This window comes from Pseudomonas sp. RIT-PI-S (genome assembly GCF_025642975.1).
GTDB lineage: Bacteria > Pseudomonadota > Gammaproteobacteria > Pseudomonadales > Pseudomonadaceae > Aquipseudomonas.
The window spans coordinates 1-20,380 of the sequence record NZ_JANZKJ010000008.1 but is presented as its reverse complement, the minus strand read 5'-3'; the positions used below and the strand labels follow the sequence as shown (position 1 = coordinate 20,380).

Here is a 20,380-nt window from a genome sequence, read left to right as displayed (position 1 = left end):
ACTTCACGCCTGCGCCAGTAACGTTTTCGAATGCATCAGCCAGGCGACGAGCACCCCCGCCAACGCACCGAAGATATGGCTTTCAAACGAAACGCCTGGCACTGGAATAAAGCCGAACACCAACCCGCTGTAGGTGAGCACCACGCCCATGGCGATGAGCACGCTGACGACCCCGCGCTGGTACCAGGCCCTGGCGAGCACGTAAGCCCAGAGGCCGAAGATCAGGCCGCTCGCGCCCACATGAACGCTAGCCCTGCCCAACCCCCACACGAGCACGCCGCTGATCACGCAGATGAGCACCGCGACCCTCAGGTACCGCTCGATGCCCTCGCTCATGACCAGCCAACTGAGCACGGCCAGCGGCAACAGGTTGCTCAGCAGATGCCGAACCGAGCCGTGGAGAAAGGGTGCGAACGCGATGCCCTGCAGGCCACCGAGCGTCCTCGGGACGATCCCGTGATGCACAAGACCGTTGCCGGTGAACGTGTTGATCACCTGGACGACGACAAGTATCGCGATGAACGCCAACACCACTTGAACGCGTTTTCCTATCTGCATCCCCTGCTCCACGAATTCCGGGCAAAAAAAAGGGCAAACGGATCATCCCGCTTGCCCTCCTCGCGCGGGTTTACTGCGCGCTGCCACCGGCCTGCTTGGCCTTCAACCGGGCCAGCACGTCATCGGCCCCACCCGCCTTGGCGCCGATGCCGGCTTGCTGCAGGCGACGCTCGAGGTCACCGCCGTTGGCGGCATCTGCCATTTCCTGGGCAGCCTCCAGGCGCGCATCTTGCGCGTCCTGGCGTTCCTTGATGCGGGCCAACGAGCCAACCGCGGTTTCCAACTTGCCGTTGGCGCCACCGGTGGCGGCCGCCGTGGCCACACGCGCCTGCTGCACGGTTTCGCGGGCCTTGGCCATCTCGATCTGCTGCTTGAGCCCCTTGATCTGCGCGTCGGCCTTGGTGACCTGGGCGTGCAAGGTTTCGACCTGCTTGCCGAACTGGTCCGCCAGGACCTTTTCCTGGTCTCGCAGGCCTTCGAGCTCCGCCACCTTGGCCGCGCATTCGGTGGCCAGGCCCTCCTCGCCCTTGTTCAGCGCGGCCATGGCCTTGCCTTCCCAGCTGGCGATGTCCGAGGCATACCCTTCCAGCCGCTGCAGCGACAGCTTTTGCTTGGCCTTGATTTCGATCAGGCCATTGCGAGCCCTGAGCACGGCGGCGTCCGCGTCGCGGTGCTCCTGCTCGAGGATACGGATGGCATTGGCATCAACGATTGCTTCACCAACTTCCGAAGCGCCGCCACGAAGGGCGGTGACGATTTTCTTCCAGACACTCATCTGAGTACTCCTGCCCAACGTAAGGGTTAATTGCTGAAATAGCCTTCGAACGCATCCGCTGCACGGATCACGTTGTCCGCCAGGGTCAAGATTTCCTGCACGATGACAGTCAGGTCTGACGCTGAACTGAGCGCGCCGAACATGCAGTACACCTCGGTACCATCACCCAGCGTCTCGATACCGACCGAGGAAAGCGGGAACAGGTCACGGCTGCGAAGCACCAAGCTGTTGAACGCGGGTACATCCTTGACCTTGGCCACTTCGGCCAGGGTGGTGTCCACGAGCACCTGGTCGCCGGACACAGCGATATAGATCGGAAGGTCGCCAAGCTCGGTCATGGTCAGCGAAATGCTCGCGCCCGCTTCGTTCCCCAGCACAACCCTGCCCGAGGTGACGATTTCCAGCTCGGCCAGGGCCTTGCGGAGGGACTCAGTGGTCCAGTTGCCGTTTTGTGTCATGAAATTCTCCAGTTTGATCCTTTCACCTAAAAAGGGCTGCCGCAGCGCTTTCTCGATCCCCCGCAGGGCACCGACGTTCTCCGGAAGAATCCAGAACTCCCGCTTCACCAGGCCCGCTTCGGCCAACCGTTGCCGCATATTGCGTACGTAGTCAGTGGACGTCTTGAGTTTGCCGGCAGGTTGCGCCTGGCCAGCCTCGGTCTTTTTCCTGGGGGGCATTTCGATCCGCTCCATCCCTTACATGAAAGGTACCTTACTCCTGGAAATAGGATCATGCAATATTACATGTAAGGAATTTTAAAACCTTACATGTAAGGATTTATGTCATCGGAGTAGGAGTGATGGGCGTTCAGCGGATGTGGGCCAGGAGTCGCCGTAAAGGCTCGGCACCAGGCCCTGCACGGTGAAAGGAGGTAGGAGCGACCGGCGACTACGAGTGCTCCTGCGACGGCCAGCCGGCTGAACCCAGGGCGGCGAGCAGGCGAGCTTCTGACAGGGCCTCTACCTTCCGGCCGTCATCGGCGCACACGGCGGTTCCTGCGAGCAGCGCGTTGATGATGGCCTCCTCCACAGCTTCTGCGGCGGCAGCGAACAGCGGTGAGATATGGTCGTTGTTGACCATTGCCAGCGGGGTGGTCAGGGGCAGCCCCTGGCGGTCGTAATCGGCCACGGGAATGCCTCGGTTACCCGTAGCGAAGGCCAGGAAGATATCGCCGCTGGAGTCTTCGGTGCCGCCCCCCGTGCGGGCGATGCCAATGGACGCCCGTTGCGCCAGCCGCTGGCACTGGTGCGGCAGCAACGGCGCATTGGTGGCGATGATGACCACGATCGAACCCATGCCCGGAGTGCCCTGCGCGGCGAAGGGCGAGGCGATATCCAGCAGATGGCGGCCCACCGGGTACCCGTCTATCCGGAGTTCCCGACGCTGGCCATGGTTGGCCTGGACCAGCACACCCACCGTCCAGCCACCCTGGGAGGGTGCCAGCTGGCGTGACGAAGTGCCGATCCCGCCCTTGAACTCGTGGCAGATCATCCCGGCGCCGCCGCCGACCGCACCTTCGCGCACCGGCCCTGACTCAACCGCGAGCAACGCCTGCTCCACCTGCTCAGCGCTCACGTGCTGGCCCCAGATGTCATTGAGTACGCCGTCATAGGTTTCCATCACCACCGGCATGCACCAATAGGTCGAACGGTCGCCCAGCACCTTGCGTTCGTGAGCGATCAGCGCATCGCGAACCACGCCCACGCTGTGGGTGTTGGTGGTCGCGATGGGGGTGGTGAGCAGGCCGGCCTCGCGGATCCACTCCAGGCCGGTGGCATCGCCATTGCCATTGAGCACATGGCAACCGGCGAAACACGGCTGGTAGCGCGCCGCCGCCTCGCGCGGCTCCACCACGGTGACCCCGGTCAGCACCTGCTTGCCGTTGCGCCGCTCGTTGAGGGTGCTATGCCCTACCCGCACACCAGGTACATCGGTGATCGCATTGAACGGGCCGGGGGTACCCAGGCCCAGGGTGATACCCAGTTGACGCGCACGCATGGCATGTCCTCACTCAAAGTTTCTGGAAGCCCGGGCTTAACTTCCCGTAGGTTCCGTAAAGGATCACCGACACACAAAGAATGCCGATGATGATCATGATGTCGCGGCTCGAGGCCTCGCCCATCAGGGTGAACAGCAGGTAGCCGGCGCCTACCGTGGCGAGCAACGCAGGCAGTGGCCACAGCGGCATGCGATAAAGGTGCTCACGGTCGCGCCGCAGCACACGGCTGAATAGCGCGCTCAAGGCCACGATCAGGTACACAAGCAGAATCAACAGCACCGTGAACGAGGTGAGTTCGGCCAGGTTGGAGCTGAAGGTCAGCACCGCCGAAGGCACTGCCAGGAACAGCGTAGCCAGCCAGGGCGATTGCCATTTCGGGTGGATGCGGGTGAAGGCCCGGTTGAGCCGCGGCATCCAGACCTCATCACGGCCGCTGCTGTAGATCACTCGCCCGCTTTGGATGACGATTGCCACGATGGCGTTGAACACGGACAGGAAAATACCCGCGCTGACCAACCGTGACAGGGTCGCGTTGCCATGCGCGGTCAGCAGGTAGCCAATGGGGTCGGCGCTGGCCAGCATCTCGGTCAGCGAAGGCGCGCCCACCAGCAGGGCAATCATCGGGATGATCTCGATCGCTACCACCAGCACCAGCGACCACAACACGGCCTTGGGCACGCCCAGGCCGCCGTCCCGCATGTCTTCGGCCAGCAGGACTGCGCCGCCGAAACCGTTATAGGAGAACAGCGCCGTGCCGATGGCACCGATGACCAGGGCAAAGGGCGCCGCGCTGAGTACGCCACCGCTGAGGACGTGAGGGTGCAAGAGTGCGCTCACGGGTTGTTGAGCATGCCCAAACCCGAGCACCACGATCACCATCAGCGCGGCCACTTCCAGGAACAGGCACAGCCCGGTGACCCAGGCGTTGAGCTTGATGTTCAGAATGCCGATGGCGTAACTCAGGACCACGATCGCCAGCGCCACCGCCTGGCTATCGAATTGGGTACCGAGCGCCGCGTTAAGGTAGGTCGCGGCCCCGGTCGCCAATACCGGCGGGATGAACAACAACATGGCCAGCACGGTGAGGAAAGTGGCATACCCGGCCATGCCGCCAAATACCCGCTTGGCGAAGACGTACTCGCCACCGGCGGTGTTGTGGGCCCGGCCCAACTCTGCATAACAATAGGCGAACATCAGCGCCAGCACCCCCGCCAGGCCGAAGGCCCAAATGACCCCCGTACCGGCCTGTTGAATCGCGAATGGGGCTATCACAAACACGGAGCTTGCCGGCGTTACGGATGACACGGTGATCGCAACCACGTCAGCGACGCTCAAGGTGGGCTTGAGCGCGGACGCCTGTGGGACGGGAGCCGTCATATCGTTACCCTCGGGTTGTTATTGGCGTTGAGGCAGGAACGAAGACTGAAATCGGGCGCCCTCGACGGGAGCGCTTGATGGGCAGCACTGTAGGAAGTTGCGACGGGGGGAACAATTCCCCTATGGGGGTACCCCCATTGACAACGCGGGGCCAAACGGTAGGTACTGTAACGCCCTGAAGCACCAAGGCGGCCCGTGAACAGCCTGTTTGAAATACCCGCGATGCACATGGCCCTGGCCCGCACCGTCGAGCACGCTGGCGGCCCCCGCTTCTGGCGACAGCTGGTGCTGCTGCTCAGGCACTGGGTGCCCTTCGATAATGCCTTGGCGACCTTCTACTCGGATTCAGCCGCCCCTGTGGCCCTTGAAGAGTACGATGCCATGCCCCTTTCCGGGCCTGCTTCGAGCATTCGTTATCTGGACGGGCTGTACCTGCTAGACCCCTTCTACCAGGCGGCCCGGGAAGGCATCGCCAGCGGCTTTTATCGGCTTGAGGAAGTCGCCCCTGATCATTTCCACCAGACCGACTATTACCTCAATTACTTTCACGACCACGTGCTCGAGGATGAGGTGCAGTACGTGCTGCAGCTGCCAGGCGAAGGGACGCTGTCGCTCTCGCTGGGCATGCACGAAACCTTTAGCCTCCACCATCTGGGCAGGCTTACCCTGTGCGCCCCCTGGGTGCTGGCGTTGCTCAAGCAGCACTGGACACACGCCCGCCAGCGAATTGCTGCCACCCGCTGGGAGGGCACCCGGCCCTCTGTGGGCGACGCACTCGAGCGGTTTGGCACGCAGGTGCTGTCGGAGCGGGAGCTGGAAGTGGCAAGGCTGATTCTGCGGGGGTATTCGTCCAAGGCCATGGCCGAGCGGCTGGGTATTTCCCCAGAAACCGTCAAGGTTCATCGCCGCCATCTGTATGCCAAGCTGGATATTTCCGCGCAGCCGGAGCTGTTCTCGCTGTTCATCCAGTCGCTGGATTTACCGGGGGCCGATGACAATAGCGAGCGCAGCTGACCTGCTTTGCTTTTGTGCCGTACGCCCCTACAACTCGCGCTCATTGCCCCACGCAGCCCTTCATCGCGACCATGGCCTTCATCCGCGCCGCCCAGGCGCCAAGGCCACCCCCGATCAAGGAGGAAATATATGAGTGCTTTCATCGCTGCCAACTCCACCTTCGACAACGACGGCTTCTGGCCAGACATCGACCCTCAGGCCGTCACCACGGTGCTGGGGCTGACTGCCAATGTGACGCCGGTGCGGCTGGAGCAAGCAGTGCTCGACGCCATGCTTTGTCTTAATCGCGAACTGCGGCCTCTGAAACAGGGTTGGCGTGCTGAAGGCTACAACACCCTCGCAGAAGTACCCGCGGAGCGTCTGCATGGCCATAGCGTATGGCTGCTGCTGTACCGCCGCGCGCTGTACTGCGCGGCGGGCGCTCGGTTATGCGAGTTCGCCCGTACCGACGATGGCATCGGCGACGGTCAGCGCCGGCCCCATGCGCTCACGCACGCCGCGGATGACTACCGCAGGGCCTATCGCCAAGCCTTGAGTGAGCTGCAAGGAAGCAGCTGCGCCTGGGTTGAGCCCGCTTGAACGAACCGGCTATTGCCTGACCACGCTCCATCGGCTCGATGCAGGCGCACCTATAGCCGTGGACCTGAACCTCTCACCTGGAAGGATCCCGAACATGCCAGACAAACCGGAAGACTGGGCCTGGCTGGCTGCCTGGCTGGAACAGCATTGGACCGCTTTGTATGCCGGCACACTCGCCGGCGTGATCGCCGGCCTGCGCGTTATCTATGGCGGGGGCACCTGGCGCCGCATGATCCTAGAAGCGCTGCTGTGTGGCGCGATCGCCCTGGCGGGCTGCTCGGGGCTGGCATTACTTGGCATTGCCAGCAGCGCAGCGCCCTTCTTCGGCGGCATGATCGGGCTGCTCGGGGTCGAGGCCATCCGCGCCCTCGCCCTGCGCTTTTTCGTACGCCGGGCGAGCAAACCATGAGCCTGCTGCGCCAAGCCCTGTACGGTTTGGGCCTGCTGCTTACGTTGGGGCTGTTCATTCGCCTCAATGCCCTTGAACGCAGCGCCAGCGAGGCTCGCACCCAAGCGGCGAAAATGGCCCAAGCCCACAGCGAAACCGCCTTGAGGGCCATTCGCGACACCCTCGAGGCCGAACGCAGGGCACAAGCCCGGCTGCGCCGCGAGCATCACCAACTGGCCGCTTTGGCCACTGAACGCGAGCGTTTGATCGAGGAGCTGAAACGTGAAAATACCGAATTGGCCCAGTGGGCTGGCCAGCCTTTGCCTGAGCTTGCTCGTGGGCTGCACCAACGTCCCGCCCTCAGCGGTGCCGCTGCCTATCGTGAATGGATGTCCCGCCGTGGTGCGCTGCACGCTGAGCGCGAGCCAGCCGCGCAATAACGGCGAGTTGCAAGCCGCGCTGGATGCCGCTGTAGCGGATTGGGCGCGTTGCGCGGCACAACTGGACATGATCGTGGACCATCAGCAACGCGCCCTTGAATAGCCGGCGCCCGGGGTGCGCCGAGCGCTACCGGTGCCGGCCTGGCTTTACCGCCAGCACCGAGGGTTTGTTAGCGGGGCCGCCAGCTTTGTATGCGGGCCCCCAGTGCGTGAAGTCAACATGATCAAAGGTGGATAAGTAAAATTTGACTGATTCCATTACATGCTCCTGCTTATGAGTGAACAGCGACCCTCTTGGCCAGTAACCGTGCCAGGGGGTCTTACGAACGCTTCAGTGCAGCCTTTGCCATGATCAGCGCTACCCTCCGAAGGTAGCGACGATCTTGCAGGGGCAACTGCCGGTAAAGGTGAATAAGCGTTCGTTCCGTTTTGTTGAATTCCGGCTCGACGACGGTTTGGTTTTCTTGCTTCTCCCGCATGTACCTATTCCTGGATGGAGGTACTGGATTGAACGCCTAAAGGCAGCGCCGCAAGCCGAGAAAAGTCTGGAACCTGACAAAATATTACTCTAATGGCCTAGGCGGTTAATTAGCCGCGACCATCCGCTCCAGGATGTGGTTCAAGGTGTCCCGATCCCGCGCGCCCACAGCGCGATAGCGGCTCAACAGCAATGATTCGGCCGCATCGAGGCTGGCCGCCGGCGGGACTCGCTGGCCGCTCACGATGTACAGAATGTCTGCGCCGGCCCCCAGCACTTTGGCCAGGTACTCGGCGTCTGGGCTGCGATCACCCTTTTCGTAGTTGAACTGGCTGGTCTTGGCGACGCCGCCTACCGCAGCGAAGTCCGCTTGGTTAAAGCCTAGGCGCACCCTTTCTTCCTTCAACCGGTCACCGATTTTCAACAAAGCGATCACTCCACGGCTTGACGATTCAACATTCGTTGAATATCGTCTACTTAAATGCACAAACAGTCACACGAAACGGAATATGCCTATGACCTATGCCAGTGAGCAAGCACGCCGGTCGGCCCACGAGCGGATTCAGACGTCAGAAGCCTCGGTAAGCGACTTCCCCAGCCAGCGCGGCGTGCGCCCCAGGGAGGCGGCATGAGCGTTTATAAACTGGTATGCCCCCACTGCCAGGCGCGAATGCGTATCCGCACCAGCGATGGCGTGCATCTTTTTCTGCGTGTGGCGTACCTGCAATGCCTCAACGAGCGCTGCGGCTGGGCATGCCGGGCTCAATTTGAAATGACCCATGAGCTGAGCCCATCGGGGATGCCCAGCCCAGGCATCAAATTACCCCTTTCTCCCAGGGCGGCACGTTCGAAAGCGCGACGCCACGTCGCCAAAGCCCCTACAGCGGACTGAGGAGCGATTGCCATGACCTTCAGCGCGCCACACGACCCTCACAGCACCATGCAGGGCATCGCCCTCGCCTTTCTGCAAAGCCACCGGAACACGCATCCCGGTTGCGACCAAGCGCTGTTCAGCCGGACCGCGGCTCACCTGCAGCATGACCACGGCGTGGAAGCAGAACAGGCTCATGTCATCGCCGGCCGCGCCTATGGCGAGTTTCGCAGGGCCGACGGGCGCTACCGCCTGGACCTCGCCAACAGCACCGATTCGCTGGCCGTGCTGACGGATTCGGCCAGCGGGCTGACGTACATGGTCCCCGTGGCTGCCATCGTCCGGCTGATCCTCGCCGCTCCGGGCCGCCGCCACCTGCGCTTGGTGAACTGACACGCCCTGATAAGGAGCAACCCCTGGATGAACGAACCGCCTGACGAACCCGGCCTGTTGGCCTTGGCTGGCGAAGCGGTAGGCATGGCCGGGCTGATTTTCGCCCTGGCTTACGCCGTGCCTTTGGGTTTCGAGCTGCTGCAACTTTGACCAGGGCGGCGCCGGGTGCGGCAACACCCGACGCCTGCCAACGATACAAGGAGTACACCATGCAAATAGAGCTCAATGCCGTTAGCGACGCAGAGATTATCACCGATCAGGTCATGTCCAGCGCTTACCGCACCTGCTGCCGAACCAATGCGCCCGCTGTAGTCGCCACGGTGCAAGCGTGGGAACAGAAAGTGGCGAGCTTCCATCAGGCGCGGCTACAACTGGCACAAAAGCTAGGCGGGCCGGTGTCATCGATGCGCTGGCTACAGGCCCATTACATTGGCGGGGTGCAATTGACCGGTGGCGTGGAGCTGGACCGGCACTGGCGCCGGCCCGATCAATGGGGTTACCGAACGCTGCGCAAGCGCCCAAAAATCCCCAGGGGCATGCAGTTGGTCAAGCCAGAGGCTATTTATGCCGAGCACGACCGCCTGCTTGAGTTATGGGCCGCTTACTGTCCGGAGCGGATCGACGCGAACGAAGTATGGAAAGCGCTGGGCATTCACCTAGGTAGCATTGCGTTATGGGGCGGTCGGTTCTTTTCGTGCGGGCAGACGGCATACATCCTGCTGGGGTTCAGGCACGACCAGCAAAGCCCGCAGAAGATTTCCGAGCGCGGCGACCCAAGCATCGACTGGGCCGGGGAGGCAACGGTCATAAGCTTCGCCGAGTACGAGGCCGCCTTGAATGGACTGGCGGCCCCAGAGTGAATGCCCTGGAGATCCTGCCTCAGCGCGTTGGCAATGATTCGCCCGGAAGGCCCGCCAGCAGTGCCGCTCAACGGTCCTCGGGGATCGGGACCCAGTCGGGGGTGTACCACCTGACCAGTAACAGCCGTATCGCTGCTAAGGAGGTGCACTGGCAGCCTGGGGGCAGTCGAGGGGGTTTGCTTTCCTGATAGACTGGTCTCTCATCCCGCACCAGCCGACACTCGCGCCGTACAGCCCTAAGCTGTTACTGCATTTTTTCGTTTTAGAAGGATGCCAAGCGTCACAGGTACATGAGGATTGTCTGGTACACCGTACCGGTGATCTCTTGAAAACCCGCTGACGGCAGAGTGCAAACGAGCCATAACCAGACCTTTCAGATGACCTCCGAAACTGCCTCTAACCCAACGGCCACGCGCCCTGCGCTGTCCCGGCGCTTCAGCGTTGCCCCGATGATGGATTGGACGGTGTCTCGCGGCGGGTAGCGGCTGCCGGGGGCTTTGGGCTTGCCGTCCTTGCTTTGTACCAATTCTTTACCACTGCCCGCGTTCCTTACACGTCCCCACTAAATGCCACGCCATTGATTGGGCGCTCTTTCCAAGGCCGAGCTTGGATTAAAACGGCGGAGCCTCGCTTTGCAATTCCATGTATTGATCACAAATCAGTACGTAAGACCAAGGGGGCTCCAAGGTAAGTCAACAAACCATTGCTTTAAACAATCTTGAGCATGTTTCCGCTGCAAGCCACATAACCATCCACCTACAAAAGCAGAGCGGCGGCACATACCAAAACTATAACGACGACAGACTGGATTAACCAATACCTGGAGATTATATAATCAAGACAAATTTCATGCACAGCTTAGAGAAACTGTTCGGTTAAATCTGAGCTGTACTGAGCTACGCCAAGACAATCGCGCTTCGGTACCTGCATCACTTCCCCCTTTCTTCTTCCCTTTAAGCATCAAACTCAGTCGAAATCACCATTGGAAGAAATCTTCCTAACTCAACTATGAAATCAATTGTAAACTGAGTGTCAGTTTTATCTATGGGCCATAAGCCGATACCAGCGAACGTAGGATTTACATCGGCCTCGTGAGCAATTTGATTTCTCCGCCTCCAAATATTCTTAAGCTGTCCTTTTAATTCCTCCAGCCCCAACTTATCTGATTCATTTTTTCCATCATTAAAAGAAATATGAATTTTTTTCCAAGGCTCATCGCAATAACAAGAAAGAAGTTCTGCAAGCTTTCCTGGATCGACAAATGCCCGGTAGGAATTTTGCTGTCTAAGATATGAATCAGCCGCGGCTATTCTTTCTTCCTCATTCACTATAACCATTAGCTCCATAGGAACCGAAATTTTCTTGGTCCGAATATTTTTAGACAGCCGATAGTTTGCTTCAATAGCAGCAATTTCATGTGCAAAAAAATCAAAGGAGCTTACCACCTGAAAATATGCGGATCTTAATGCATCATCGTTAGCAGGCTCACGTGGCCTTAAAGCTACTAACGCGTCATATAAGCTGACCATTTGTCGCGCGCGTTCGACAGCGTGTTGAAAGACGGCTATCGCACTATTGAATCGTTCCATGATTAAATTGCCGAAAGAAGTTTATCAATCTTATCTGCACCCGTTTGAAATCCACTTCTGATACCATCAACCTTTATCTGATAGTTCGTCAGAATAGTACCAGCATAATCCGTATCCTGTTCTAAATCTATGGCATACACCGGCTTACCTAATTCTTGAGCGATTGCTATCAGACCATCTAGCGCACCGATCTCCATGATAAATTTATCCGGTAAAGCATTGGCCGTCTCATATACTGAATTTGGTAGGAGCATTCCCGCTTCGCTCAGGGCTACCAATAGTTCTCCACTCAACGTTTGCCCCAAAGCGTCAAACCACTTTTGGAACGCTTGGGTTGGTTTTGCTTCTTCACCACCTCTGGACCGCTTCCTGAAGTTTTGGACCGATGCACCCAGATATTTTGGAGAAGTCTGCGGGAATGGATAATCAGCCGATTTCAATATAGTGTTGCTTGCTGCCTTCTTACCCCACTCAACCCACTTCGGAAGTGTCCTTGCCAGGGATTTCAGAGCCATGGAAGAAAATAGGTCAGGCGCCATCGGAATGATAAAGGCGTCACTCGTTACAAACAAATTTTGATTTATTGACCCTAGACTTGGACTCATATCTAGAAAAGCATAATCTATATTATGGGCTTCTCCGGTTTTCTGAATGGCGTGATGTAGCGCACCTGGTATATTTTGCAGCGCGGACAACGTACTGCTTAACTCGTGCGCGACTGATAGTTGGCCTTCGTACTCTGAAAGCCCAACATGTCCCGGCAGCAAATATAATCCTGGGCGTTTCGGAGACTCTACCAGCTCTGCAGCTTGAATCATATAAGGCCGGGATTCAAAGGCTGGCCTAACTGCATCCCTTAGGTTACGTGGCCGCTGTGCGGCAGTGCTTTCAAACGGGTACTCTTCCTCCATATCATTAATAAACATTCCCGTAAGATTACATTGAGGATCGCAATCGACCACCATAACTTTCTTCCCACGCTCGACAAGCATCCAAGCCAGGTGAAAAGTCATGGTAGTTTTAGCAACTCCACCTTTATGATTAAATATTGCAACTTTTTTCATGAGCGATCCTTGAATTAAATCCTTTCGCGAAGAACAACGTTTTCTCCGCACAATATCCTATGGAGTCACAAGAAATATTACAAATCTTATTAGCGCATTACCTTCAATTGGTCAAGAGGTTTAGCGAACTTTTGTTCCGCTATCCGCCGGCATCACCTGCGTACGTCGTCGCGGTTTCTATGCAGCTCGTATTGAGCTCCTCTTCATGCCCCTTTAAGTACCCCTCTCTTTTAGATTAAGCTTCCTAACTCCGATATCGCCACCTCAATCATACGAACCGTTCTCGGATCATCCTTGCAATGCCAAGCCTGGCGGTACATCACCCCGTCGATGATTTCAAAGCCCTTCAAAACGAATCCTAGCGTGGCCATGCCGTCCATCTGCACATCATAAAGCGGCGGTATCTGATCATCTGAAAGGGGACCTGAGCCTAAAATGCGGGCTGTCAGCGAAGTGCGTTTCATTGGATTAAACGGACAGTCCTGAATTTGAATATCGCCTGTTACTCGCTCAGCGCGTCGAATATCCTTCCAGTCGCGATGGACGCCGCGTTCGAACATCGGAGCAATCAAGAAATACATAACGCTCACCTCACCCTCATCAAGTGATCCAGGCGGGTGGTATAGCTCTGGCTCATCAACTCCCGCCGCATCCCCCAATCCGGCTCCAGCGGCACGGACGCCGTGCGCACCGTTCCCCTGCCCCATTTGGCGTTGATCTCGTCCAGCAGCCCCATCAGCCGCTCCGTTGCGGCGGGCTGCGTGATTGCGAACAGATCATCGGTGTACTCGCCTCGCTGGCGTAGATCCATCAGCAGGATCTCCGCCTTGCTGTAGCGAAACCCTGGCCGGTACAGCTGTTCGAGCGCCTCGCACGCGGCCTTGGTCATCACCCGAACGTCGTCGGTGGGGTATGGCAGCTCGACCACCACGCCCTTGGCGTACTTGGCTTCGTCGGGGTTGAACAGGCCGGTGCGGATGGCGATGCGCATCTTCTTGCACAGCGAGCCTTGGCTACGTAGCTTTTCGGCGGCGCGGTAGGTGTAGCTGGCCACGGCCTCGCGGATCGGCGCCAGTTGGGTCAGGCGCTCGCCGAACATGCGGCTGCAGCAGATCTCCTGCCTTGGCGGCTCGACCTCGTCCAGCTCCAGGCACGACGTGCCGGCCAGCTCGCGCACGGTCTTTTCGATCACCACGCTGAACTGGCCGCGCAGCGCCCGCGCGTCGGCGTTGGCCAGGTCCCAGGCGGTGCGGATGCCCAGCGGCTCGAGGTGGGCTTTCATGCGCCGGCCCACGCCCCAAACCTCGCCCACGTCGCAGTGCTTGAGCACCCATTCGCGTGCGGTGCGGCCGCGGAGGTCGACCACGCCGCCGGTTTGCGCCTGCCAGGTCTTGGCAGCGTGGTTGGCCAGCTTGGCCAGGGTTTTGGTGCCGGCGATGCCGACGCCCACTGGAATGCCGGTCCATTGCTTCACTCGGGCGCGCACCTGGCGGCCCAGTTGCTCCAGGTTACAGGTCATGCCGCTCAGGTCCGCGAAGGCTTCGTCGATGCTGTAGACCTCGAGGCGCGGGACCATGCCCTCGATGGTGGTCATTACCCGCTCGCTCATCTCGCCATAAAGCGCATAGTTGGACGAGAACGCCAGGATGCCGTGCTTGCGCAGCCGCTCTCGGACCTGGAAGTACGGCTCCGCCATCTTCACGTAGGGCTTGGCGTCGGCCGAGCGGGCAATGACGCAACCGTCGTTGTTGCTGAGCACGACGATGGGCGTGCGCTTCAGGTCCGGCCGGAACACCCGCTCGCAGCTGGCGTAGAAGCTGTTGCAATCGATCAGCGCGAAGGCGGGCTCAGGCTTTTGGGTCATGGCTGCGCACACTGAACGTCACCACGCCCCAGATCTCCAGCTCGTCGCCGTCGAGGATGTACCGCGCGGGGAAGCCTTGATTCTCGGACAACAGCGCCACTTCTCCACCCCGCCGGTGCAGCCGTTTGCACACCGGCTCGCCGTTGACGGCGGCGATCACGATCTGCCCATGCGCCGGTTCCACGGCGCGATCCACCAGGACCAGGTCACCATCGAAGATGCCGGCGCCGATCATGCTCTGGCCTTCGATGCGCACCAGGTAGATGTGCGGAGCACGCAGGTTGAGCAGCTCGTCGAGCGAAATGGCGCGCTCCAGGTGGTCGGTCGCCGGCGACGGGAAACCGGCCGGCACGCGGAAGGAATAAATCGGCAGGCGCGCCGTACTGGGGGACAAGGGGCTGAGGATGGTAACCATGGGGAGCACTGCATTACTGTATTTATATACAGTTAACCTTTGCCGCCTGACAGGGTCAATAAGAGAATGGTGGCAAAACGATGGGTGGCAGCCGTGTGTGGAAGATTTGTACAGGACCGAAGCGTTGCGGATTACGTCGACTGGCTCGGCACCAACGCTGCCAGCGGCTACGACGGCGTGCCGTTAGAGCGCTACAACGTAGCGCCTACGTCTAAGGTTCACGTACTGCAGGAAAGCGGCAATGGGTTGCTGATCTCAGCCATCAAGTGGGGCTGGCAGCCGTTCTGGGCGAAAGGCAAGCGGCCACCCGCGATCAACGCCCGGGTCGAAACCGTCTCCTCGAGCGGCTTCTTCCGCGACGCCTGGCCCCATCGGCTGCTGGTGCCGGCGGCGGGCTGGTATGAATGGGTAACCAACGCGGACGATCCCAAGCATAAGCAGCCGTACTTCATCCACCTCAAAAGCGGTGAGCCAATGTTCTTCGCTGGCATCGGCCGGGAGGACGAAGGGTTCGTGATCCTGACAGCCGACTCCATGGGCGGCATGGTCGATATCCACGACCGCCGCCCGATCGTGCTCGCGCCGGAGCTGGCCAAGGAATGGATGAACCCGGCGACCACTCAGCAGCGGGCGGAAGTGATCGCGCGGGAGTTGGGAACGGGGACCGAGGCGTTTGAGTGGTATGCCGTGGATCGGGCGGTGGGAAATGTCCGGAATCAGGGGGAGCAACTGGTGATGCCGTTGGACAGGGGGCCGGGGTGGTGAAAGGCGACCCTCCGCTTTATCCGCCAGCCGTCAGGCAATAAGCGGGTAAACATCCAATGTGGATAGGCAGGAGATAGAGCATAGAGACTGGACTATGATTGATCGGATTTATGGCCGGTGGATGTCAGTTGCAGACGTACAACCGGCCAAAGGCTAAGCAGCTTTGGGTCCAGCCCAGTACTGAACCCCACGTCAGCCGTAAAAGCGAACGCTTTTGAGGATCCGACTGACCAAATCGTTATGACGACTAACGGCAGGGGAAGCTCGAGCAGTCAACGCCACCACGTTCGAAAATACCTGCTCAGGCGCCTGTTCAAAACGGTGGTGAATAGCATAGGGAATGGGCTGGAGAGTAGTCGGAAACTCATTGACCCGCTCTGCAACGCTGTGAAAATCCAAAGAGAGTTGGACGTGATGCTCCATGCTGGCCCCCGTAAGCTTCAGGTCAATTTGAGACATGTCCGGTCACCGTTTGTTCAGGCCGGCGGATTCTAATGCCCTTAAGGTGAAAGCTTCAAGCGTATGTATAGCCTCAAGCGTGATGGATGTCACGGGCGAAGCTTCGTGTACATGCATGACCCCCTTTGGATCCTTTCTGCCACCTGGATGGGCTGAAAAAAACCTTAGGAATCTAGAGGGCGCCACTCCGTCGAAAGGCATTAGTCTCACCCTCGACTCATCGCTTTCACGCTCCGTAATGGAATCTGAGTGCAACCTGGTCGCCAAGCTTTTCCTATATGGCTCAAGGAAATAGACCTCCTTAACACCAGCAGCGACCAAATGTCTGGCACAGGAGTGGCAAGGATAGGTAGTTACAAAAAGCTTGCCATTTCTTATTTGACCGCCTTTAGTCTCTCCCGCAGTCAATAAAGCGTGCATTTCTGCATGCACTGCCCTAGAGAATTCAATTAAGCTTTTCAGCTGAGAATCCTTTCTGAGCATGTCGAAAGCATCAACGCGCCTTGATTCATCTACTAAATTATTCGCAACTAATCGATCAACCATAGCATTGGCGATGATAGTCTTTTCATCATCATTAAAACATTTACCACCCTCAATATTCCAACACCGTCGATCATCGTCAGTAGAGGAGTTTTGATCAACCGTATGATAAAGTCCTCCAAAGGCTTTGGGAACGTCGTTCCAACCGGTAGCAAGTATCTCCCCTTCCGAGTTAGTAATTGCAGCTCCTACTTGCCGGGAAAGACAGGCGGAATTGCGTGCTGCAGAATATGCAGCGTACATGGCACGCTCATTGATAGTAGGGGTGATAATCTTGGTTGCGAGCATCAGCTCTAAAAAACGTCTTACACGAGTATTGCGTTGTGAGTCAGTAGCAGAGTCTACTCTTAGGAAGAAATCACAGCGGGGAAATGTATCCTGAACACTCTGCCCATACTTCACTTCCTCGCCCGAATCCCTATCAATCAGTTGGTGAATCTGATCCTCCGGCCCCTTAATCCGTCCTACACGCTCCACTCGCATTTCAATAGGAGAATATACTCCTACAACATGAAGCATGTCTCCGTATACAGATCGCAGCAGAGTCAGTTCGTCAATATTTTTAATCGAATCGATAATATGACAACATTTTCTAGGAGCCCTTGGCATCATAACGTCGGGATCTGAAGCTGATCGCGGGTCTTCATCCCGAAGTTTAGCATCGTGAGCTTCTTGATGCTCTGCTCTAGAAATCAAAATTTCTTGAATTGCTAGTTTAGCCAAAACCGCACTTCCGTATTGCTTACGGAGATCGTTTCCTGCATCTATAAGACGCTCAATCGATTTTTCATTCTCAAGCCCCTTCAGGCGCCGAATTTGCTCACTGAGCCGCAAAATTTTGACTTCTGAATAGCCAAAATCATTGCCTCGTAAAAGCTCCTGAAATGTTTTGCCTACCTCATGCAATGGGGTACCCATCGGGCCGCAAAGCGCGATTACGATTTCTGGAGTTAAAGATTTTAGGTAAGCGCCCTGATCATCGAAAGCAGCATGGCTGCCTCCAACAGGGCTATTAGCTGCAGCAGCAATGGGTAAGGCCATTCCAAGTCCTTCCGTATGGGATTTCCATTTATCGGCAACATCGGCTGAAGCATGAGAATGGCATAGCCGAGACAATACAGCGAGGAGTGACAGCCTTATGCCACCTATACGGTTGCAAGCCTAGTCATATGGGCGTCTGACGGGGATTCAAATCCCCAGGTCAACATCAGAGCAGCGTTTCTGTAGCTGGTGCCATCGCTAGCCCTAGATCACGCGGCACGCTGAACCGCACCCATGAGAGATGGGCGGGCCCAAAGTGCATCCCGCCCAGCAACCGCCGGGTTCACGTAGATCCGCACCCACCCGCAAGGCAGTGTCGTCCAACTCCCTAACCAGCGAAGGCGTGCGCAAGGTGCCCGGCATTGACTCGGTCTGGCACGGTCAATAGACGGTGTTGCGCAGCGTTCCGTCCACGAGTTCTCAACGTCGTAGCCGTAATAGAGCTTCGCCGCACCGTCGAATGCGCCCGATGCCCGGACCTGGCCGCGCACTGCCAACACCGCTGGACCGAACAGGTAGGTCACCGGCGACATCATGCGGAACGCCTGATCTTTGGCAAAGGTGCCTGGGATGACCGCAACTATTCCGCCTTAGGCCGTAATATCGCCGCACCGTGCCGTCGATAGCGATGATGATCTGTAGCTCTCTAGTTCGTAATGCCATTGGATCAAGGGCAGGCGAGGCGAGCGCGAGCATCTGCTGAAGGACTGGCGCAGGGGACTAATGAGCGGATCAGCTTTTAACAACGCAAGCGTTGCGCCGACGGGCTAAAAAATTTGGTGGGGACTGGCGGATGGGTAATTTAGGTTAGGTGGAGGTTATGAAACCTTTCTGATAGCCATAAGGACAGGCTTTGACCGGTTCGGCCTAAGGTAAGTAGGACGGTAAGTTAAGGTACGTCGATTACCGTCAAGAAGGGTAATTGGACTAGGGCAGAGAGCCCCCCAAAATCAAGGGCCTCACCTGGACCATTGCAAGAAAATACCCACCCTACCCTAATGAGGTAATTCACTCCTGAGCTCGACTTTATGGGGGTTTAGGTGATCTGGGGTGGATGACCTGCCGAAATTACCTGTTTGCCAGGGCCATCCTTTTTTGACGGCTGATTCCAACATTGCCATGCAGTGAGAGAACGCTCGGATGCAGGGTTTTGCAGCGATGCCAGGCCTGATCGACTTGCCTTCGAGCCCAAACCGCAGGTAGGTCAGTTTCAAGCGCAGGGGCGCAGGAAAAACGGTCGGTTTAGACCGCAGGCGTGGCGGGGGGACGATTGCGCGCGCAACGTCCCGGGTGGCCTTCTCATCCACATCGGGCCGCAAAGGCCCTTGTCATTCCTCTAGAGATCCTCGTACCCTTGCGCCGCCGCTGTGGAGTTAGCGGCCGGGTTTGGCGACCCGTTCAACATAAGGCGCATCAGCGCGCCATACCGATTGCAGGCGCTTCACGTGCTTGCGGATCGGCTTTATGGCGGCTGTGCGTGGGAGACCTTCGGGTCTGCCGGTTTCCTTATGTACCGGTTCGCCAACCTGCGCACAGCTGCCACCATTCGTTTGGCGACGTTCGTGGCAGCCTCACAACATGAGGAGACCGTCATGAACACCCCTACATGCCTCAGGCACCTGTCAGAAGTACGGCGCAACCTGGCCGGACGGCTGGTTGACTTGCCTACATCCACCCGCGAGGAGGTTGCCGCCGATGTGAAAGCGCTAGGCCACAACCTGGACGAAATCGAATCCATACGAAACTCGTTGAGCGCCATCGAAGGCACGATGCAACTGATCCTCCAGCTATTGAATTCGGCGGAGAGCAGCTTGCTGCCAGCCCCTCCCCTTCACCAGCTTCTGTCCTTGGTGCAGGGAAGGTTTTCCCAATCGCTCACTAAGCTGGACGAAGTGCTGTAACTCCTAATTCACGGCAGCTTGTTTCAAGAAGTACGATGCCTTGACACTGCTGTCGAGCCCCCCGAAAATGATCAACGAGCGCGCCATTGCTCTATGATTCCGCAGGCGATGGCGCCGCGATCCCCTCCGAGGATCGGCTACAAAGAATTGCAAAGCGGAAACGCGGTGATACCGCAAGGAAACGAATATGGCGATCAAGAGCGACACCTTCAGCCGAGTTGAGCTGACTGATGCCGACGCTATTCGCTTCGTGCAACACATGCGCGAGGACAAGCCCAACGCCCAAGCGAAAGCATCTTATGCTCGGGGTAAAAAGCTGCTAGCGCAGGTGCTAGGCACCCAAGCGGCTCGTCCGCGCTGACCCGGTTCTATTGCACGATGCAACCAGGCGTTGACTACTTCATCGAAAAGCTCCTCCCTCACCACCAATCGAATAAATTCTCCCTGGGTCCAGATGAAAGTCTGCGGCCCTTGAAATCGTTCATTCAAAAAAATGCCTGGGACTATCAGGCTGCGAATGTCGCGGTGACTTACGTAGCAGCCTTACCTCCGGAACAGCCGGACGCCCGCCCAAGGGTGATCGGCTACATCACCATCACCTGCAGCGAGATCGAGCTGAGGGGTGCGTACCATCTGGATGACTGCGAGCACGCCAATCGCTACCCCTCCATGCCGGCGCTGAAAGTTGCCCGCTTAGCGCGACACGCAGACTTTGCCGGCTATGGGATCGGGGAGGTGTTGATGGAGTTCGCCATCGCGATGGCTGCGGATCACATCGCGCCTAGCGTGGGGTGCCGTTTTTTGGTGACGGATTCAAAGGCCAACTCCAAGAGATTCTATGAGAAGGTCGGCTTCACGATGCTCGACACGGCCGACAATCACGCTCGAAAAGAGCCAGTGATGTTCCTTGACCTCAACAAACTGGGGTTAGAGGACGAGCCGGTTCCAGAGGCGTTTTAATAGAACTTCTATTAGGTGCTCCCAGCGAGGGGGCGGAAGTGAATTCA

General features: G+C 58.1%; 26 protein-coding genes and 1 pseudogene. 13 read left to right on the top strand and 14 right to left on the bottom strand.

The annotated features are described in order from the left end of the window. Window positions 1-3: 3 nt before the first annotated feature. The 5 genes from OGL93_RS12815 to OGL93_RS12795 form a co-directional block, all read right to left on the bottom strand. Window positions 4-558, bottom strand: coding sequence for a rhomboid family intramembrane serine protease (locus OGL93_RS12815; RefSeq protein WP_263263042.1), 555 nt, complete (start codon window positions 556-558; stop codon window positions 4-6). A 70-nt stretch (window positions 559-628) separates the two neighbouring features. After that, a complete protein-coding gene (locus tag OGL93_RS12810; RefSeq protein ID WP_263263041.1) occupies window positions 629-1,333 on the bottom strand; it encodes a PspA/IM30 family protein in 705 nt (234 codons plus the stop codon). A gap of 26 nt (window positions 1,334-1,359) precedes the next feature. Then, window positions 1,360-2,010, bottom strand: coding sequence for a YjfI family protein (locus OGL93_RS12805; protein WP_263263040.1), 651 nt, complete (start codon window positions 2,008-2,010; stop codon window positions 1,360-1,362). 211 nt (window positions 2,011-2,221) lie between these two features. Further along, on the bottom strand, window positions 2,222-3,331 hold the full coding sequence (locus OGL93_RS12800) for a P1 family peptidase (protein WP_263263039.1): 1,110 nt from the start codon (window positions 3,329-3,331) through the stop codon (window positions 2,222-2,224). Window positions 3,332-3,344: 13 nt separating this feature from the next. Continuing rightward, window positions 3,345-4,709 (bottom strand): APC family permease, encoded by a 1,365-nt coding sequence (locus OGL93_RS12795; protein ID WP_263263037.1) that lies wholly within the window; start codon window positions 4,707-4,709, stop codon window positions 3,345-3,347. Between the two features lie 195 nt (window positions 4,710-4,904). On the opposite strand from OGL93_RS12795, the gene OGL93_RS12790 reads away from it, so the two are divergent. The 5 genes and pseudogenes from OGL93_RS12790 to lysC all read left to right on the top strand — a co-directional run. Next, a complete protein-coding gene (locus tag OGL93_RS12790) occupies window positions 4,905-5,723 on the top strand; it encodes a helix-turn-helix transcriptional regulator (RefSeq protein ID WP_263263036.1) in 819 nt (272 codons plus the stop codon). A 129-nt stretch (window positions 5,724-5,852) separates the two neighbouring features. After that, window positions 5,853-6,302 (top strand): head completion/stabilization protein, encoded by a 450-nt coding sequence (locus OGL93_RS12785; protein ID WP_263263035.1) that lies wholly within the window; start codon window positions 5,853-5,855, stop codon window positions 6,300-6,302. 94 nt (window positions 6,303-6,396) lie between these two features. Continuing rightward, window positions 6,397-6,711, top strand: coding sequence for a phage holin, lambda family (locus OGL93_RS12780; RefSeq protein WP_263263034.1), 315 nt, complete (start codon window positions 6,397-6,399; stop codon window positions 6,709-6,711). Continuing rightward, a complete protein-coding gene (lysB, locus tag OGL93_RS12775) occupies window positions 6,708-7,130 on the top strand; it encodes an Rz-like lysis system protein LysB (protein WP_263263033.1) in 423 nt (140 codons plus the stop codon). Before OGL93_RS12780 ends, lysB begins: the two co-directional genes overlap by 4 nt. After that, a pseudogene (lysC, locus tag OGL93_RS12770) lies at window positions 7,054-7,233 on the top strand (Rz1-like lysis system protein LysC); the annotation flags it as partial. The gene lysB and the pseudogene lysC, both read left to right, overlap by 77 nt. A gap of 217 nt (window positions 7,234-7,450) precedes the next feature. Here lysC and OGL93_RS12765 read toward each other — a convergent pair. Next, a complete protein-coding gene (locus OGL93_RS12765; protein WP_263263032.1) occupies window positions 7,451-7,609 on the bottom strand; it encodes a hypothetical protein in 159 nt (52 codons plus the stop codon). A 105-nt stretch (window positions 7,610-7,714) separates the two neighbouring features. Continuing rightward, window positions 7,715-7,999, bottom strand: coding sequence for a helix-turn-helix transcriptional regulator (locus OGL93_RS12760; RefSeq protein WP_346659646.1), 285 nt, complete (start codon window positions 7,997-7,999; stop codon window positions 7,715-7,717). Window positions 8,000-8,236: 237 nt separating this feature from the next. Between OGL93_RS12760 and OGL93_RS12755 the strand changes: the two genes are divergently transcribed. From OGL93_RS12755 to OGL93_RS12740, 4 genes are read left to right on the top strand one after another with little or no spacing between them, the layout of a single operon-like run. Next, a complete protein-coding gene (locus tag OGL93_RS12755; protein ID WP_263263029.1) occupies window positions 8,237-8,500 on the top strand; it encodes an ogr/Delta-like zinc finger family protein in 264 nt (87 codons plus the stop codon). Between the two features lie 12 nt (window positions 8,501-8,512). Beyond that, the gene (locus OGL93_RS12750) at window positions 8,513-8,872 is read left to right on the top strand and encodes a hypothetical protein (RefSeq protein ID WP_263263027.1); all 360 of its coding nucleotides are present in this window, start codon (window positions 8,513-8,515) and stop codon (window positions 8,870-8,872) included. Between the two features lie 27 nt (window positions 8,873-8,899). Next, entirely contained in the window at window positions 8,900-9,022 is a 123-nt protein-coding gene (locus OGL93_RS12745) for a hypothetical protein (RefSeq protein ID WP_263263025.1), read from the top strand. 59 nt (window positions 9,023-9,081) lie between these two features. Continuing rightward, window positions 9,082-9,732, top strand: a complete 651-nt coding sequence (locus tag OGL93_RS12740; protein WP_263263024.1) for a hypothetical protein — start codon at window positions 9,082-9,084, stop codon at window positions 9,730-9,732. Window positions 9,733-10,685: 953 nt separating this feature from the next. On the opposite strand, the gene OGL93_RS12735 is transcribed toward OGL93_RS12740, so the two are convergent. The 5 genes from OGL93_RS12735 to OGL93_RS12715 all read right to left on the bottom strand — a co-directional run bounded on the left by OGL93_RS12735 (window position 10,686) and on the right by OGL93_RS12715 (window position 14,664). Beyond that, complete coding sequence (locus OGL93_RS12735; protein ID WP_263263022.1) at window positions 10,686-11,321, bottom strand: HEPN domain-containing protein; 636 nt, start codon at window positions 11,319-11,321, stop codon at window positions 10,686-10,688. A gap of 2 nt (window positions 11,322-11,323) precedes the next feature. Next, the gene (locus OGL93_RS12730) at window positions 11,324-12,385 is read right to left on the bottom strand and encodes an AAA family ATPase (RefSeq protein WP_263263020.1); all 1,062 of its coding nucleotides are present in this window, start codon (window positions 12,383-12,385) and stop codon (window positions 11,324-11,326) included. Between the two features lie 230 nt (window positions 12,386-12,615). Then, complete coding sequence (locus OGL93_RS12725) at window positions 12,616-12,966, bottom strand: hypothetical protein (RefSeq protein ID WP_263263019.1); 351 nt, start codon at window positions 12,964-12,966, stop codon at window positions 12,616-12,618. Window positions 12,967-12,971: 5 nt separating this feature from the next. Next, window positions 12,972-14,249 carry a translesion error-prone DNA polymerase V subunit UmuC gene (umuC, locus tag OGL93_RS12720; RefSeq protein ID WP_263263018.1) on the bottom strand — a complete coding sequence of 426 codons (1,278 nt, stop codon included), beginning with the start codon at window positions 14,247-14,249 and terminating at the stop codon, window positions 12,972-12,974. Continuing rightward, complete coding sequence (locus OGL93_RS12715) at window positions 14,233-14,664, bottom strand: S24 family peptidase (RefSeq protein ID WP_263263017.1); 432 nt, start codon at window positions 14,662-14,664, stop codon at window positions 14,233-14,235. The genes umuC and OGL93_RS12715 overlap by 17 nt, the downstream gene beginning before the upstream one ends. A 93-nt stretch (window positions 14,665-14,757) precedes the next feature. Here OGL93_RS12715 and OGL93_RS12710 point away from each other — a divergent pair, with 93 nt between their 5' ends. Beyond that, window positions 14,758-15,429: an SOS response-associated peptidase family protein gene (locus OGL93_RS12710; RefSeq protein ID WP_263263016.1), complete on the top strand. Its 672-nt coding sequence runs from the start codon at window positions 14,758-14,760 to the stop codon at window positions 15,427-15,429. Between the two features lie 192 nt (window positions 15,430-15,621). On the opposite strand, the gene OGL93_RS12705 is transcribed toward OGL93_RS12710, so the two are convergent. Further along, a complete protein-coding gene (locus OGL93_RS12705) occupies window positions 15,622-15,888 on the bottom strand; it encodes a hypothetical protein (RefSeq protein ID WP_263263015.1) in 267 nt (88 codons plus the stop codon). Between the two features lie 6 nt (window positions 15,889-15,894). Further along, a complete protein-coding gene (locus OGL93_RS12700) occupies window positions 15,895-17,472 on the bottom strand; it encodes an anti-phage dCTP deaminase (RefSeq protein WP_263263014.1) in 1,578 nt (525 codons plus the stop codon). 1,592 nt (window positions 17,473-19,064) lie between these two features. On the opposite strand from OGL93_RS12700, the gene OGL93_RS12695 reads away from it, so the two are divergent. The 3 genes from OGL93_RS12695 to OGL93_RS12685 all read left to right on the top strand — a co-directional run bounded on the left by OGL93_RS12695 (window position 19,065) and on the right by OGL93_RS12685 (window position 20,333). After that, a complete protein-coding gene (locus OGL93_RS12695; protein WP_263263013.1) occupies window positions 19,065-19,373 on the top strand; it encodes a hypothetical protein in 309 nt (102 codons plus the stop codon). Between the two features lie 187 nt (window positions 19,374-19,560). Beyond that, window positions 19,561-19,734 (top strand): hypothetical protein, encoded by a 174-nt coding sequence (locus tag OGL93_RS12690; protein WP_263263012.1) that lies wholly within the window; start codon window positions 19,561-19,563, stop codon window positions 19,732-19,734. A 110-nt stretch (window positions 19,735-19,844) separates the two neighbouring features. After that, a complete protein-coding gene (locus OGL93_RS12685) occupies window positions 19,845-20,333 on the top strand; it encodes a GNAT family N-acetyltransferase (protein ID WP_263263011.1) in 489 nt (162 codons plus the stop codon). Window positions 20,334-20,380 lie beyond the last annotated feature (47 nt).

What these genes read in the sequence shown, in the direction of transcription:
- OGL93_RS12815 (WP_263263042.1), bottom strand. Translation starts at nt 558, where the DNA reads ATGCAGATAGGAAAACGCGTTCAAGTGGTGTTGGCGTTCATCGCGATA.
- OGL93_RS12810 (WP_263263041.1), bottom strand. Translation starts at nt 1,333, where the DNA reads ATGAGTGTCTGGAAGAAAATCGTCACCGCCCTTCGTGGCGGCGCTTCG.
- OGL93_RS12805 (WP_263263040.1), bottom strand. Translation starts at nt 2,010, where the DNA reads ATGCCCCCCAGGAAAAAGACCGAGGCTGGCCAGGCGCAACCTGCCGGC.
- OGL93_RS12800 (WP_263263039.1), bottom strand. Translation starts at nt 3,331, where the DNA reads ATGCGTGCGCGTCAACTGGGTATCACCCTGGGCCTGGGTACCCCCGGC.
- OGL93_RS12795 (WP_263263037.1), bottom strand. Translation starts at nt 4,709, where the DNA reads ATGACGGCTCCCGTCCCACAGGCGTCCGCGCTCAAGCCCACCTTGAGC.
- OGL93_RS12785 (WP_263263035.1), top strand. Translation starts at nt 5,853, where the DNA reads ATGAGTGCTTTCATCGCTGCCAACTCCACCTTCGACAACGACGGCTTC.
- OGL93_RS12780 (WP_263263034.1), top strand. Translation starts at nt 6,397, where the DNA reads ATGCCAGACAAACCGGAAGACTGGGCCTGGCTGGCTGCCTGGCTGGAA.
- lysB (WP_263263033.1), top strand. Translation starts at nt 6,708, where the DNA reads ATGAGCCTGCTGCGCCAAGCCCTGTACGGTTTGGGCCTGCTGCTTACG.
- OGL93_RS12765 (WP_263263032.1), bottom strand. Translation starts at nt 7,609, where the DNA reads ATGCGGGAGAAGCAAGAAAACCAAACCGTCGTCGAGCCGGAATTCAAC.
- OGL93_RS12755 (WP_263263029.1), top strand. Translation starts at nt 8,237, where the DNA reads ATGAGCGTTTATAAACTGGTATGCCCCCACTGCCAGGCGCGAATGCGT.
- OGL93_RS12750 (WP_263263027.1), top strand. Translation starts at nt 8,513, where the DNA reads ATGACCTTCAGCGCGCCACACGACCCTCACAGCACCATGCAGGGCATC.
- OGL93_RS12745 (WP_263263025.1), top strand. Translation starts at nt 8,900, where the DNA reads ATGAACGAACCGCCTGACGAACCCGGCCTGTTGGCCTTGGCTGGCGAA.
- OGL93_RS12740 (WP_263263024.1), top strand. Translation starts at nt 9,082, where the DNA reads ATGCAAATAGAGCTCAATGCCGTTAGCGACGCAGAGATTATCACCGAT.
- OGL93_RS12735 (WP_263263022.1), bottom strand. Translation starts at nt 11,321, where the DNA reads ATGGAACGATTCAATAGTGCGATAGCCGTCTTTCAACACGCTGTCGAA.
- OGL93_RS12730 (WP_263263020.1), bottom strand. Translation starts at nt 12,385, where the DNA reads ATGAAAAAAGTTGCAATATTTAATCATAAAGGTGGAGTTGCTAAAACT.
- OGL93_RS12725 (WP_263263019.1), bottom strand. Translation starts at nt 12,966, where the DNA reads ATGTATTTCTTGATTGCTCCGATGTTCGAACGCGGCGTCCATCGCGAC.
- umuC (WP_263263018.1), bottom strand. Translation starts at nt 14,249, where the DNA reads ATGACCCAAAAGCCTGAGCCCGCCTTCGCGCTGATCGATTGCAACAGC.
- OGL93_RS12715 (WP_263263017.1), bottom strand. Translation starts at nt 14,664, where the DNA reads ATGGTTACCATCCTCAGCCCCTTGTCCCCCAGTACGGCGCGCCTGCCG.
- OGL93_RS12705 (WP_263263015.1), bottom strand. Translation starts at nt 15,888, where the DNA reads ATGTCTCAAATTGACCTGAAGCTTACGGGGGCCAGCATGGAGCATCAC.
- OGL93_RS12700 (WP_263263014.1), bottom strand. Translation starts at nt 17,472, where the DNA reads ATGGCCTTACCCATTGCTGCTGCAGCTAATAGCCCTGTTGGAGGCAGC.
- OGL93_RS12695 (WP_263263013.1), top strand. Translation starts at nt 19,065, where the DNA reads ATGAACACCCCTACATGCCTCAGGCACCTGTCAGAAGTACGGCGCAAC.
- OGL93_RS12690 (WP_263263012.1), top strand. Translation starts at nt 19,561, where the DNA reads ATGGCGATCAAGAGCGACACCTTCAGCCGAGTTGAGCTGACTGATGCC.